Here is a 13,284-nt window from a genome sequence, read left to right as displayed (position 1 = left end):
TCTATCATTTTTGTAGTTTTTGTATCTTTTCAAACATGATTTTAGCTATCTTGGTTGTCATTTGTATGATATCGCTATTTTCTTGCACAAATTCATTTATCCTATCTTTAAGTTCTTTTAAGCTTAAGATAATCTCTTTGCTTTTTTCTAATTAGCTATATTTTCTTGAAAAATTTCTATAATTTTATATTCATTGTCTTTGAAAATTTTTGCTAAAAACCATTTTATATATAAAATTTCATTATTAAAGCTAAAATAAACGTAGAAATTTGTCTGCTTAGCAAAATTTTAAGATTTGCTTTTGTTATCTTTTGGATTATAAGGTAGGTGTGCGTTTAGTTTTAGATTTTTTACACGACTTTTGCTTATGCTAAGTAGGTTTGAGATCTTAAAATTGCTTTTGTTTTTTAAATTTTGGCAAAGCAGATGAAAGTGAGTATAAATCTTGCTTTTACTAATCGCACCAAAACTACCCACAAGATACCTTTTTAAAAGTATCTTTGGTCTTATTTGTCTTATAAAATGATTATTTATTGTATTTATGTTTAAATTTGTTAGTTTAAAGTGGTGTGAAATTTAAATGCTTTTTATTATTTGTGGCTTGTTAGCGTTAGGGATAAATAAGTTAAAGCCCATAAGCTTGAAGCTTTTGAGCTTTAATTGGCATTTTAGACAGTGTTAAGTTTAATACCATTATAAACAAAGCACAAACTAACTTGCTTGTTGTAGTGCTTGATCTATTTTGGCTTTAAACTCATCATTTACGCGGTAGCCACTCTCATATACAAGCATTTCATTTGTATTTTTATTGATGATTTTAACGATTAGTTTATATTTGTTTTGGATATCGTGATTTTGTGTGGCTAGTTCGTTTATCATCTTTAATCTGCCTTGATCTAACTCGCATAAATTTAGCGTTATCTCTAGATTTTCATACGTTCTTGCAGGCTCTTTTGTTTCGTTTTGATTTTTGTATTTGTCTTGATACTGTCTGATTGCTTTTGGCTTAAACTCAAGATCAGCTGCTTGATTAAGCTCGATTAATGCATTTAGTTTTGTTCTGACAAACTGATCATCTTTTGTAACGTTTATATTAAATGCATATGGAAGCTCTTTTTTGTTTGCATCATACCATACGTCTTCAACCTGTGCCAAATCTCGCTCAAATACTGCTATTTCGATGTTGCCATGCAGATCCAATACATTTATAGTGCCTACTTTTTTGCCACTTTTAGCTATGCGTGTGCTAAATTCCTCGATCTTTCCGACAATCAAAATTTCATTACTTCCTTCAAGTGTTTCAAACTCAGAGCTTAATGTGTATTTTATTTTTGCAATTTCATCTTTATAGTCATCAAGAGGATGACCTGATACGTAAATACCCATGCTTTCATGCTCAAATTTCAATAACTCTTTTGTGCTAAACTCAACGTCATTTTGCACAAAATCAACCTTAACATTGCTCATGCTATCATCATTGCCAAATAAACTTTCACTAGCTTCTCTTCGTATCTGTGCAGCATTTTTACACGCATCCATTATGCTTTCAACATTATTTAGCATATTTTTGCGAGTATAATTAAATACATCAAAAGCACCAGATTTTATAAGGCTTTCTGCTACTTTTTTATTTACTTTAAATGCATCTACGCGTGATACAAAATCATCTAGATTTTTAAATTCTCCACTATTTCTTACTTCTAGCATATTTTCTATCGCAGATGAGCCAACGCCCTTAACCGCACCAAGACCAAATATAATCTTATCTTTGCCATCTATACTTACAACGCTAAATTCTTTCATGGAGCTATTTATGCTAGGGGCTAAAACGTCTATTTTTAAGCGTTTTGCCTCGTCTATATATTTTGCTATCTTATCGACATTATTTTCTTCGCTTGTTAAAAGTGCCGCCATAAACTCAGCTGGATAATATGCCTTTAAATATGCTGTTTGAAATGTAATATACGCATAAGCGGCTGAGTGTGATTTATTAAATCCATATCCTGCAAATTTTAAGATAAGATCAAACAAATCGCCTGATTTTGCCGCATCAAAGCCATTTTTAGTTGCACCTGCTACAAATAAATCTTTTTGTTGTTGTAGCAGTTCTGGATCTTTTTTACCCATGGCACGACGCACCAAATCCGCCCCACCAAGGCTAAATCCGCCAATTACTTGCACTATTTGCATAACTTGTTCTTGATAAACGATAACACCATATGTAGGAGCAAGTATGCTTTCAAGCTCTTTAAACGCATAAGTGATCGATGCTCTGCCGTGCTTTCTATCGACAAAGTCATCAAGCATACCGCTTTCCATAGGGCCTGGACGATACAATGCCAACATCGCTACGATATCTTCAAATGTATCTGGCATAAGTCTAGTGCCAAGCTTTCTCATGCCATCACTTTCTATTTGGAATATCCCAATCGCATCGCCACTTTGTATCATTTTATAGACTTTTTCGTCGTTTTTATCGATTTGCTCCCAGATTATGTCTTTGTTAAATCTTTTTTTGATTAATTTTATGGCGTTATCGATAACGGTTAGTGTTTTTAGCCCAAGAAAGTCAAATTTTATCAAATCAACATCTTCTAAATATTTTAGACTGTATTGAGTTACAAAGTGCTCTTCTGTGCTATTTGATTGCCTAAAAAGTGGCGTTTTGTGCCATAATTCTTCGTTTGATATAACTACTCCGGCTGCGTGTTGTCCAGCGTTGCGGTTTAGACCTTCTAAATCAAGAGCAAATCTCCAAACTCTAGCCGCATTTCTATCTTTTTCAATTAATTCTTTGATTTTTGGTTCTTTTTCAAAAGCGTCTTTTAGCGTTATGCCAAGCTCATCCGGGATAAGTTTAGCCATGGCATCTGCTTCAGCATATGGCATATTACACACCCTTGCAACGTCACGAATAACGCCTTTTGCTAGTAATTTACCAAATGTTATGACCCCAGCTACGTTGTATTTGCCATATTTTTGCGTGACATAATCAATGATCTCAGCACGTCTTGATTGACAAAAATCCACGTCGATATCTGGCATACTTACACGCTCAGGATTTAAAAATCTCTCAAAAAGCAAGTTATAAGGCAGCGGATCTAAGTCGGTGATTTTTAGTGCATATGCCACCAAGCTACCAGCCGCTGAACCACGCCCAGGACCAACTGGAACATCGCGTTTTTTGGCCTCATTTATAAAGTCCCATACAATTATCATGTAGCCTGGAAATTTCATGTTGTTTATGACGTCAATTTCGATTTGTAATCGTTTTTCATACTCTTGGTGTCTTTGTTCAGGGATAAATTTTAGTCTCTCTTGTAAGCCTTTTTTACACTCGTATTCAAAAAGCACAGCATCGTTTGCAAAACTATATCTGTTTTCAGGCTCAGGCAGTGTTAATCCACGCTCTTTTGCATACTCTATAGTAAATTTAAAATTTGGCGGAGTAGGGTTGCCTAGTTTTAGGTTTAGATCGCATTTGTCTGCAATTTCTTGAGTGTTTGTTATCGCTTCTGGTATATCGGCAAAAAGCTCAGCCATTTGTTCTGGAGTTTTTACATAAAATTCATGCACGCTATGGCGTAAGCGATTTGGATCGTCTAGAATTTTATTCATTGCAATACACATAAAAACTTCGTGAGCATCGGCTCTATTTTTGAAAGTGTAGTGCGTGTCATTTGTGGCTATTACTTTTATACCTGTTTCTTTTGCGATGCGAAGTATATCATCATCTATGCGTCTTTGATCGCCTATGCCGTGACGCATAATCTCTAAGTAAAAATCATCTCCAAAAATTTCTTTATACTCCAGTGCCACCTCTTTGGCTTTGTCATAACCTTTTGCACCAAATTTTAAATTTCTTTCGCTTAAATTTAAATGCCAACTAACTTCGCCTTGTAAGCAAGCAGCCGTGCAGATTATACCCTCGCTATGCTCTTTTAAAATTTTTTTGTTAATGCGTGGGTAGTAATAAAATCCCTCAATATAGCTTTGTGAGCTTAGATACATTAAATTTTTATAGCCAACTTCATTTTTAGCTAGAAGTATCAAGTGAAATCGTTGTTTTGTGCTTTTATCGCCAAGCTCATCTTGGTTGTGAATGTAAGCTTCTATGCCAATTATCGGCTTTAAGCCCTCTTTTTTCATCGTTTGATAAAAATCAATCGCCCCAAACATATTGCCATGATCTGTTATTGCGACACTTTTTACGCCTTGCTCTTTTAGTGTTTTTGCTAATTCTTTTACTTTGTTTGCACCATCTAGCATAGAGTATTCTGTATGTAGATGCAGGTGTGTGAAATTATTCATCCTTAATCCTTTGTGTAAAAATTTAGCAAAATTTTGCTTTTTTTATGCTTGAGTTTTTGGCTTATATTTTGTAAGATTTAAAATTTTAAGCCTTAGATTTGATTTTAAATTTCATGAAGTTTGTGTAAGTTTTTATCAATAATCTCATCGAGTAAGGAATCTAAGTTTTGGGCTGATTTTGGATTTAGTTTTAATTCATCGGCTAAAATTTTATAATAAAACTTAGCACCAAGACTAAAATCAATAGCTGGAGCATTAGCACTTTTGCTTAGTTTTTTACCATCTTTTAGTAGTAGTTTGTGATGGATTATTTTTGCGTTTTGTAACTTAAATCCAAGCATTTTTGCTATGTAAATTTGTGCTTGAGAGCATTGTTTTAAATCATCTCCTCTAACGATAAAATTTACCCCAAGTCTTTCATCGTCTATAACTGAAGCGTAGTTGTATGATGGTGTTTTATCTTTTTTGTATATTACAAAATCTCCCATTAAAACTTCACTTTTTGTATCTAGTCTAAGTGCTGTTTTGTCTTTTTGAAAATTTAATTTTCTATTTTTGCACAATCCTTGATAAACGCCGTTTTTATAAGCATTTTGTGTAGTTTTAGTGCAGCTACAATAGTATGTATTTTTTAAATTTTGTAGATTTTTTTCATACTCATTTAGTCTTAGTTTAAAGCTAAATTTATTCTCAAACTCGCTTACATTTTTAGCCCCACTATCATACTTGATGCCTAAAAACTCAATCACGTCAAATATATTTTGCACATATTTTTCGCGGTATCTACTTAAATCATAATCATCAATTCTTAGATGTAAATAGCCATTATTTGCTTTTGTTAGCAAGTATGTAAGCAAAAAATTATAAGCATTTCCGATATGTAAAAACCCACTTGGTGTGGGGGCTATACGTGATATTAGATTCAATTTACGAAGAGCCGTCATATGACGGCATTTTACTCTTTTGGACGCGATTCATTAACTCTTAAAACGCGACCACCTATCTCTTTATTGTTTAGTTCTTCTATTGCTTTTAAAGCAGCCTCGTCATCCATTTCAACAAACCCAAAGCCCTTTGAGCGATTTGTTTCTTTGTCTTTTATGATTTTGGCTCTTTTTACTTCGCCAAATGGCAAAAATGCATCCTTTAGTTCTGTCTCAGTCATACGATATGACAAATTTCCCACATAGATATTCACTAGTGTTTTCCTTTTTCTTATTCCGTATTTACGGTAGTCTTATAATACTATAAAATTAAATAACTTGATGCAAAAAGTTAATTTTTATTAAACTAATTTCTATTTTTTGTAACAAATTTAAACAAGTTTGTTAAATTTTGATAAAATTGTAATAATTTATTTAATAATAAATTTTATAATATATTTTTTAAACTAAGGAATACCAATGAGAAAAATACCTATCTTTATATTGATGTTGTCTTGTATGATTGAGGCTAAAACGGGCGAACAAATATATAAAAAATGCACAGGCTGTCATGGTTTGCAAGCAGAGCAGAAATTTCATCCAAAAGCTAGTGCAATAATACATATGTCAAGTGATAAACGCCTAAAGGCTATGCAAAGATACAAAGCAGGAAATAACAATAAATATGGCATGGGTTCTGTGATGAGAGATATGCTAAAGAGCCTTAGCGATGATGAGATATTTTTAGTAAATGAGTATATAAATAGCCTTAAAAACAAGTAAGGCTATTTAGATTAATAGCTCGTTTTTTATCTCATTATATTTTGAATCATTAAACAAAATTTTGACTAAATTTAACGCAAACTCAATTGAGAAAGCCGGTCCTTTTGCCGTGGTTATATTTTGGTCTGTTAAGACATTTTTGCTATCATCATAGCCAAAATTTCTAACATTTGCTTCAAACCCAGGATAGCAAACAAAGTGATTTTTTAGCACTTTTGCACGTTCTAATACCATCGGAGCAGCACAAATAGCAGCGATTTGTTTGTTGTGTTTATCAAATCTAGCTAAAATTTCTAAGAGTATTTCGCTACTAGCTAGATTTGTAGTGCCTGGTAATCCACCTGGCAACACTATCATATCATGTTTGTTTTCATCTAGCTCATCAAGCAATAAATTTGCCTTTATAACTATGTCATGAGCACCGCGAACATATGCACTATCAAGCCCCACTATGCTTACATTTGCACCAGCACGTCTAAGCACATCTATCACGCTAACGGCTTCTATCTCCTCAAATCCATCAGCTAATACAATGGCAACGCTTTTCATGCTATCTCCTTTTGTTATTTTTTATTCATCGCAAGTTTTAATTTTAAGATATTTTTAGTTATGCTTTCTGGTTTATAAATCGCATTTACAATTGCAATCATATCAACTCCTAAATTAGCAACCTCGGCGATATTTTCAGTGTTTATGCCACCTATAACGCAAATAGGAACGCTTAAAACATCTTTTGCTTTTTTTATGGTTTCAAGGCTAACTTTAGTTGTATTTGGCTTAGTTTTGCTTGGATAAACTGCTCCAAATGCTACATAATCTGCTGTATCTTCTTGCATTTTAATTGCTAAATCCAAATCATCATAGCAGCTAACACCTATAAATGCATTATCTCCAAGTACACTTCTAGCGTATTTTAAATCTGCATCGTCTTTGCCGATATGCACACATTTTGCACCGATTTTTAGTGCGAAATCAATATCATCATTTACTATAAACTTTGCATTAAATTTATTGCAAAGTTTTAAAATTTCTCTTGCAATTTGCTCGTTTTTTTCAGTTTTGCAACGATACTGATAGTATTTGATGCCATTTTTTAAAATTTCGTGTGCATGAGCTAGTATTAAATCATTTGGACTTAATACATCATCGCTTAATGCGTAAATCTCACTCATGCTATGCTCTTTTATGATCTAGTAATCTTATGCCGTATTTTGTATTTAAAGCATTTTGTATGGCGTTTAAGACGTATTTTTTGGCATTTACTACAGCATTTTGCGTGTCGTTGCTATTTGCTAGATGGCACGCTATGGCCGTGCTTAGGGTGCAACCAGCACCATGCATGATTTCTGGTTTTAATAAAGGCTCGGCAAAATTTAAAATCGTGCCATCTTTTTTATATAACGTATCTTGACATTTGGTATCTACTTTTGTGCGTTTTATTAATGTATCGCAAGGTAAATTTTGCAAGTCAATTTTTAAAAGCTCGGCTTCTTTGATATTTGGCGTGATGATGCTTGCTAGGGGTAAAATTTGTTTTAAAGCATCAAGTGCTTCGTTTTTTAATAGCTTTGCCCCTGATTTTGCTACGCAAACTGGATCAATTACGATGGGAATTTTGTCTATTTTTTCTAGCCAAAATTTTACTACTTTTATTAATTCTTCATTAAAAAGCATGCCGATTTTTATAGCGTGAATTTCAAGCTCATCGGTTATCATTTTAAGCTGTGCGTCTAAAATTTCAGCCGATACTGCCATAACATCACTAACGCCATTTGTATTTTGTGCAGTTATTGCAGTTATAGCGGTTGAGCCATAGCATTTTATTGCCTCGCATGTTTTTAAATCAGCCTGTATTCCAGCACCGCCAACACTATCAGAACCAGCAATAATTAATATATTTTTCATAATCTTGTCCTTTTATGTAAAGACTTGCAAAGTAAAGTATTTTGTGCTACGCCAAGATTAGCGTAGCACTGTTTGAAATTTATCTTAAATCGTATTTTTTGGCTATTTCGTCAAATTTACCATTTGCTTTTAGCTCTTTTAATGCATTGTTTATTTTTGCTATTAAGTCATTGTGTTTATCTTTATCAAATGCGATTGAAAAGCCTTCGCTACCATCAGGAAGCTTTAAAAACTCTTCTAAATCTTCGTTTTGTTTTAAATAGCCATAGCCTATTGAGCTATCAACTAAAATAAAGTCAATTTTGCCAGTTTTTAATGCCATGATTGAGCTTAGTATATTATCAGCTGGAACGACATTTACGCCATTAAAAGTTCTTGCTGCCATTTCTTGAACTGTGCCAAGCTGAACGCCAACTTGTTTGCCTTTAAATGTATCTTGTGTAACGTCGGTATTTTTTTTGCGTATGAAAAGATTTTCTGTTGTGTAGTAACTATCTGTAAAATCTACTGATTTTCTTCTATCATCAGTTGCACTCATGGCTGACATTATAGCGTCGATTTTACCAGCCTTTAGTGCAGGTATTAACCCATCAAAGCTTATATTTTGTAGGCTTACTTCAAATCCTATCATGTTTGAAATTTCTTTAATCAGCTCTACGTCAAAACCAGCTGGATTGTTTTGGTCATCTATATATTCAAATGGTGGATAATCCATACTCATACCGACTTTTATAACTTGCGTTTTTGCGGCATCACCTACTTGTGTATTGTCTTGCTTTGCGTTGTTGTCACAACCTACAAAAAATAGCATAAACGCTAAAAAACTTAAAATTTTCTTCATTGTGTCTCCTTGTGAAATTTTAATGATTTAAGACCTTGCCTAAAAATTCTCTAAGTCTTGGATTTTGAGAATTCTCAAATACATTTTTTGGCGTATCATCTACGGCTATCACGCCACCATCCATGAAAAATATCCTATTTGCTACATTTCTAGCAAATCCCATCTCGTGCGTTACAACAAGCATTGTTAGGCCTTTGCTTGCCACATCTCTCATTATATCAAGCACTTCGCCTATCATCTCTGGATCAAGTGCTGAGGTTGGCTCATCAAAAAGTATGACATCAGGATTCATCGCTAAGCTTCTAGCTATTGCAATGCGTTGCTTTTGTCCGCCACTTAACTTGTGTGCAAAGGCATATTTTTTATCGCTTAAGCCCACACTTTTTAATAATTCATCGGCTTTTTGTATAGCTTGTTCTTTGGTTAGAATTCCAGCTTTAATCGGCGCTAGGATTAGATTATCTAAAACATTTTTGTTTGCAAAAAGATTAAAATGCTGAAATACCATGCTTACTTTTTGGCGGATTTTGTTTATGTCTGTGTTTTTATCTGTGATACTTGCACCATTTATTAATATCTCGCCCATACTTGGCTCTTCTAGGCGGTTTATACAACGTAAAAATGTGCTTTTTCCACCGCCACTTGGTCCGATTATAGCTATGATTTCGCCCTGTTTTATATTTACGTTTATATTGTTTAAAACTCGTAAATTTCCATAAAATTTGCTTAAATTTTTAATCTTAATCATGACGATTTAGCCTTTTTTCCAGTATTCTAACAAGCAGAGTAAAGAATTTAATGCTAACATAATAAACAAGCCCAGTAAAAAGTATAGGCTTTGGATTATAAAACACGGCTTGTAGGCTTTTGCTTTGCATTGTGATATCTACAACGCTTATGTATCCAACAACTGATGTCTCTTTAAACAGCGAAATAAACTCATTTGCAAGTGCTGGTAGGATATTTTTTGTAGCTTGTGGCATGACAATTTCACGCATTGAAGCATAGTAGTTTAGCCCCATGGCTCTTGCGGCTTCCATTTGACCTTTATCTACGCTATTTATGCCACTTCTTACTATTTCTGCAACATATGCTGAGCTGTTTAAGCCTAGTGCGATGATTGCGACATAAAAGTTATTGCTCCACGTTGAAAAAATAACAACTGAAAATATCAAAAGTTGTATAATAATTGGCGTTCCACGTAATATATCAATATATTCATCTATGAAAAAATTTAAAATTTTTATGTTTAAAAATTTTAAAAACGCAAGAAAAAAACCAAGTGCGATACCTATAACTATACCGCCAAATGCCAACCCTAAAGTAACTCCATAGCTTTTTAAATAGGCTAGTTTCTGTGCCTCGTTTAGCTCAGTAGGATACGTGTAAATCACACCAAGAGTAACAATTAGCGTAAAAAACAGAACTCTAAATAAATTTTGCTTATTCAACCCTGACCCTTAAAATTTTATAGCCTAAAATGATACGTAAAATTTCATATTTTTTAGCTTAAATTTCTTAAATTTTAAACAAAATTATAATATCATCAATTTTTTAGAAAAATTTAAGGTCTTTTTATGGAAATTTCATCGTATTTTGCTATTACTTTATATTTTGGAGTGCTTTTATCAATTGGTTGGTATGCGTATAATAAAAGTGCAAATATGAGCGAGTATTTGCTAGACAATCGCAAACTAGGACCAGTTGCAACGGCACTTAGTGCTGGTGCGTCTGATATGAGTGGTTGGATGTTGCTTGGTGTGCCAGGAGCGTTTTATGCTAGTGGGCTTAGTAATATTTGGATGTTAATAGGACTTGTTGTTGGTGCGTATTGCAATTATCTATTTTTGGCTAAACGTTTGCGTGTTTATACCGAGGTTGCAAGTAATAGCATAACGATACCAGATTTTTTAGAAAATCGTTTTAAAGACCGCACAAAAGTGCTTAGAATAGTATCTGGAATGCTTATTTTGATATTTTTTACTCTATATGTTTCTAGCGGAATTATCGCTGGTGGCAAGACTTTTGAGAGCTTTTTTGGGCTTCCGTTTTGGCTTGGTGCATTTATGACGTTTTTTATAGTGGTTTTTTACACTTTTTTTGGTGGTTTTAAGGCTGTTTATATGACTGATGTTTTTCAAGGAACGCTTATGTTTTTGGTGCTTATTGCTATACCAACAACGGCATTTTTGGCATTAAATTTAAGTGGCGAAACAAGCTTGATAAACGAGATAAGACAGATAAGATCAGAGCATTTAGATCCGTTTTATAACCTTGGTTTTTGGGCGATTTTAGGGCTTATGTCGTGGGGACTTGGTTATTTTGGTCAGCCTCACATTATAGTGAGATTTATGGCGATACGCAGCTCATCAGAGTTGGCACAAGCTAGACGTATAGGAATTGGCTGGATGGTGATAGGGTTAATTGGGGCGATGTCTAGTGGATTTGTTGGATTTGTATTTTTTACGCAAGGTGCAGTAACACTTAGTGATCCAGAGGTTGTGTTTTTAAAGCTTGGCGAAACGCTTTTTCATCCATTTTTCATAGGAATTGTCCTTTCAGCTGTGCTTTCTGCTATCATGAGCACGGTTGCGTCACAGCTTCTTGTGAGTGCTTCTTCGGTAACTAAAGATTTTGTATTGGCTTTTTATAAGCGTGAAATTTCAGCCAAAGCTGAGGTTGGCATTGGGAGATGTGCTGTCGTAATAGTTGCGATGATAGCTACAATTTTTGCTTTTACTTCTAGGGATACTGTGCTTGGTGTAGTTGGCAATGCTTGGGCTGGGTTTGGGGCGAGTTTTGGTCCTGTGCTTTTATTTAGTCTTTACTATAAGCGAATGAGTGCATTGGCTGCACTTGCTGGTATGGTCATGGGCGGTGTTGTTGTGGTATTTTGGATAGTATCTGGATTAAATGAGTATGTTTATGAGCTGTTGCCTGGATTTATTGCATCAAGTATCGTTATTGTTATCGTTAGTGTATGTGGTAAAGAGATAGGGCGTATGAGTCATGAGCCAAGCAAACAGAGTATAAAGGATGAATTTGATAGGATGCAAACAAGACTATGAAAGTGCATAAAACAAATGCCGCTAGGGCATTAGATAGATTAAAAATAGAGTATGAAATTTTAGAATACGAAGTTGATGAGAGCGATTTGTCAGCCTTGCATGTTGCTAACATCACAGGCAAGGATATAAGATATATTTATAAAACAATAGTTTGTGAGTGTGAGCCAAAACGCTATATAGTGGCGTGTGTGCAAGGGGATTTAGAGCTTGATTTAAAAGCTTTGGCTAAGGCAAGTGGTGCGAAACGATGCGAACTTATAAATTTAAAGGATTTAGAAAAAATCACAGGCTATATTCGTGGTGGGTGTTCGCCATTAGCCATGAAAAAGCAGTTTGATACATATATTGATGATAGGGCTTTAGAACTTAAATACATTATCGTGAGTGCTGGCGTACGTGGCAAACAGCTAAAGCTTGGCGTTAATGATTTGCTTAAAGCAAGTGGTGGCAAGACGGCTTTAATCACACGAGTTTAAAAAACGAAACTCCAGCTAAATTTACGCATTTTACTTCATTTTTATCGAGTAAAATTTTAAGATTTGCCCTTGAAATATCGGAGAAATTTTCATCTACGTTTTGAGTGCTTTGAGGTCGTCTAGCTAAAAGTTGCTTTATGTCATCTTGACTAAAATCATATTTTTGAGTGCTTTGTTTTTTACTGGCTATGAAAACTGGTGCGTTTGTTATAAAAGTAGATAGTTGTCCTAAAAGTTCGTTGCTTACTGGCTTTACATTGTAAGCTGGCGGCCTATCGATGGTGCTTATATCTACTCTGTCAGGGCGGATATTTTTAATCGCTTGATTTAGTGCTAGCATCTCATCTTTCGTGTCGTTAAAGCCGCTTACGATTAAAATTTCAAGCACAAGCTCTCCCTTAAAAGCTTGGCGAAATTTTATCATTTTGTTTATGATATTATTTACTGAAATTTTGGCATTTCTGTCTATCTTGTTAAATGTTTTTTGGTTTGCACTATCTAGGCTAAACTTAACTATATCTAAATCTAATAGGCTTTGAAATTTTATCTCATCAAGCACAGCAGTGCCGTTGCTAAGAATTAGTAGTTTTTGTGTAGTTTTTATGCGATTTAGCTCAAAAATTAGCTCTTTTAAATTTGGATACAAACTTGGTTCGCCATTAGCAGTAAGCGTGATAACATCGATATTTTGATGTTTTTTTAACGCAGCTTTAACTTCGGTTAAAATTTCATCAACTGATACTGGATTTTCGATCTTGTCTGTTGTTTTTGCGCCCTTTAGTTCGCAATAAACGCAGTCAAAATTGCATGATTTTTTGCTTGGAGATAAGTCTATGCCAAGTGACATGCCAAAGCGACGAGAGTTAATTGGACCAAAAACTATACTCAAAATTTACCTTTTGCAACGAATTAAAATGCATGATTTTAGTAAAAATTAACTAAAATATAACTATAATCAAAGCTTTATTTAAATTTGT

At 34.1% G+C, this 13,284-nt stretch carries 14 protein-coding genes; 3 read left to right on the top strand and 11 right to left on the bottom strand.

Annotated elements, in window-relative coordinates:
* Positions 1 to 288: 288 nt before the first annotated feature.
* The 4 genes from LQU93_RS07040 to LQU93_RS07025 form a co-directional block, all read right to left on the bottom strand.
* Positions 289 to 477, bottom strand: a complete 189-nt coding sequence (locus LQU93_RS07040; RefSeq protein WP_229933179.1) for a hypothetical protein — start codon at positions 475 to 477, stop codon at positions 289 to 291.
* Positions 478 to 711: 234 nt separating this feature from the next.
* Positions 712 to 4,311, bottom strand: coding sequence for a DNA polymerase III subunit alpha (gene dnaE / locus LQU93_RS07035; protein WP_229933178.1), 3,600 nt, complete (start codon positions 4,309 to 4,311; stop codon positions 712 to 714).
* Positions 4,312 to 4,415: 104 nt separating this feature from the next.
* Positions 4,416 to 5,237, bottom strand: coding sequence for a glutamate--tRNA ligase family protein (locus LQU93_RS07030; RefSeq protein WP_229933177.1), 822 nt, complete (start codon positions 5,235 to 5,237; stop codon positions 4,416 to 4,418).
* Positions 5,238 to 5,266: 29 nt separating this feature from the next.
* Positions 5,267 to 5,509, bottom strand: a complete 243-nt coding sequence (locus LQU93_RS07025; protein ID WP_229933176.1) for an RNA recognition motif domain-containing protein — start codon at positions 5,507 to 5,509, stop codon at positions 5,267 to 5,269.
* Positions 5,510 to 5,714: 205 nt separating this feature from the next.
* Between LQU93_RS07025 and LQU93_RS07020 the strand changes: the two genes are divergently transcribed.
* Entirely contained in the window at positions 5,715 to 6,017 is a 303-nt protein-coding gene (locus LQU93_RS07020; RefSeq protein ID WP_229933175.1) for a c-type cytochrome, read from the top strand.
* Between the two features lie 6 nt (positions 6,018 to 6,023).
* Here LQU93_RS07020 and LQU93_RS07015 read toward each other — a convergent pair whose 3' ends face one another.
* The 6 genes from LQU93_RS07015 to LQU93_RS06990 form a co-directional block, all read right to left on the bottom strand.
* Positions 6,024 to 6,566 (bottom strand): DJ-1 family glyoxalase III, encoded by a 543-nt coding sequence (locus LQU93_RS07015; protein ID WP_229933174.1) that lies wholly within the window; start codon positions 6,564 to 6,566, stop codon positions 6,024 to 6,026.
* A gap of 14 nt (positions 6,567 to 6,580) precedes the next feature.
* Positions 6,581 to 7,189, bottom strand: a complete 609-nt coding sequence (gene thiE / locus LQU93_RS07010) for a thiamine phosphate synthase (RefSeq protein ID WP_229933173.1) — start codon at positions 7,187 to 7,189, stop codon at positions 6,581 to 6,583.
* A 1-nt stretch (position 7,190) separates the two neighbouring features.
* Positions 7,191 to 7,922, bottom strand: coding sequence for a bifunctional hydroxymethylpyrimidine kinase/phosphomethylpyrimidine kinase (thiD, locus tag LQU93_RS07005; RefSeq protein WP_229933172.1), 732 nt, complete (start codon positions 7,920 to 7,922; stop codon positions 7,191 to 7,193).
* 79 nt (positions 7,923 to 8,001) lie between these two features.
* Positions 8,002 to 8,763 (bottom strand): transporter substrate-binding domain-containing protein, encoded by a 762-nt coding sequence (locus LQU93_RS07000; protein ID WP_229933171.1) that lies wholly within the window; start codon positions 8,761 to 8,763, stop codon positions 8,002 to 8,004.
* A gap of 19 nt (positions 8,764 to 8,782) precedes the next feature.
* On the bottom strand, positions 8,783 to 9,511 hold the full coding sequence (locus LQU93_RS06995; RefSeq protein ID WP_229933170.1) for an amino acid ABC transporter ATP-binding protein: 729 nt from the start codon (positions 9,509 to 9,511) through the stop codon (positions 8,783 to 8,785).
* Positions 9,504 to 10,214: an amino acid ABC transporter permease gene (locus LQU93_RS06990; protein ID WP_418884072.1), complete on the bottom strand. Its 711-nt coding sequence runs from the start codon at positions 10,212 to 10,214 to the stop codon at positions 9,504 to 9,506. Before LQU93_RS06990 ends, LQU93_RS06995 begins: the two co-directional genes overlap by 8 nt.
* 126 nt (positions 10,215 to 10,340) lie before the next feature.
* Here LQU93_RS06990 and putP point away from each other — a divergent pair, with 126 nt between their 5' ends.
* Together putP and ybaK are read left to right on the top strand one after the other, a co-directional pair.
* Entirely contained in the window at positions 10,341 to 11,831 is a 1,491-nt protein-coding gene (gene putP / locus LQU93_RS06985) for a sodium/proline symporter PutP (protein WP_229933169.1), read from the top strand.
* Positions 11,828 to 12,307, top strand: coding sequence for a Cys-tRNA(Pro) deacylase (ybaK, locus tag LQU93_RS06980; protein ID WP_229933168.1), 480 nt, complete (start codon positions 11,828 to 11,830; stop codon positions 12,305 to 12,307). The genes putP and ybaK overlap by 4 nt, the downstream gene beginning before the upstream one ends.
* Here the strand turns inward: ybaK and LQU93_RS06975 are convergent.
* The gene (locus LQU93_RS06975; RefSeq protein ID WP_229933167.1) at positions 12,294 to 13,196 is read right to left on the bottom strand and encodes a radical SAM protein; all 903 of its coding nucleotides are present in this window, start codon (positions 13,194 to 13,196) and stop codon (positions 12,294 to 12,296) included. The genes ybaK and LQU93_RS06975 overlap by 14 nt on opposite strands.
* Between the last annotated feature and the right edge of the window lie 88 nt (positions 13,197 to 13,284).

This window comes from Campylobacter majalis (assembly GCF_905120465.1).
GTDB lineage: Bacteria > Campylobacterota > Campylobacteria > Campylobacterales > Campylobacteraceae > Campylobacter_A > Campylobacter_A majalis.
The sequence above is the reverse complement of the archived record's forward strand: the minus strand, read 5'-3'. Positions and strand labels throughout refer to the sequence as shown.

Excerpts from the sequence above, each read along its gene's own strand:
- thiE (WP_229933173.1), bottom strand. The coding sequence starts at position 7,189 with ATGAGTGAGATTTACGCATTAAGCGATGATGTATTAAGTCCAAATGAT.
- LQU93_RS07000 (WP_229933171.1), bottom strand. The coding sequence starts at position 8,763 with ATGAAGAAAATTTTAAGTTTTTTAGCGTTTATGCTATTTTTTGTAGGT.
- putP (WP_229933169.1), top strand. The coding sequence starts at position 10,341 with ATGGAAATTTCATCGTATTTTGCTATTACTTTATATTTTGGAGTGCTT.
- dnaE (WP_229933178.1), bottom strand. The coding sequence starts at position 4,311 with ATGAATAATTTCACACACCTGCATCTACATACAGAATACTCTATGCTA.
- LQU93_RS06995 (WP_229933170.1), bottom strand. The coding sequence starts at position 9,511 with ATGATTAAGATTAAAAATTTAAGCAAATTTTATGGAAATTTACGAGTT.
- ybaK (WP_229933168.1), top strand. The coding sequence starts at position 11,828 with ATGAAAGTGCATAAAACAAATGCCGCTAGGGCATTAGATAGATTAAAA.
- LQU93_RS07015 (WP_229933174.1), bottom strand. The coding sequence starts at position 6,566 with ATGAAAAGCGTTGCCATTGTATTAGCTGATGGATTTGAGGAGATAGAA.
- thiD (WP_229933172.1), bottom strand. The coding sequence starts at position 7,922 with ATGAAAAATATATTAATTATTGCTGGTTCTGATAGTGTTGGCGGTGCT.
- LQU93_RS07020 (WP_229933175.1), top strand. The coding sequence starts at position 5,715 with ATGAGAAAAATACCTATCTTTATATTGATGTTGTCTTGTATGATTGAG.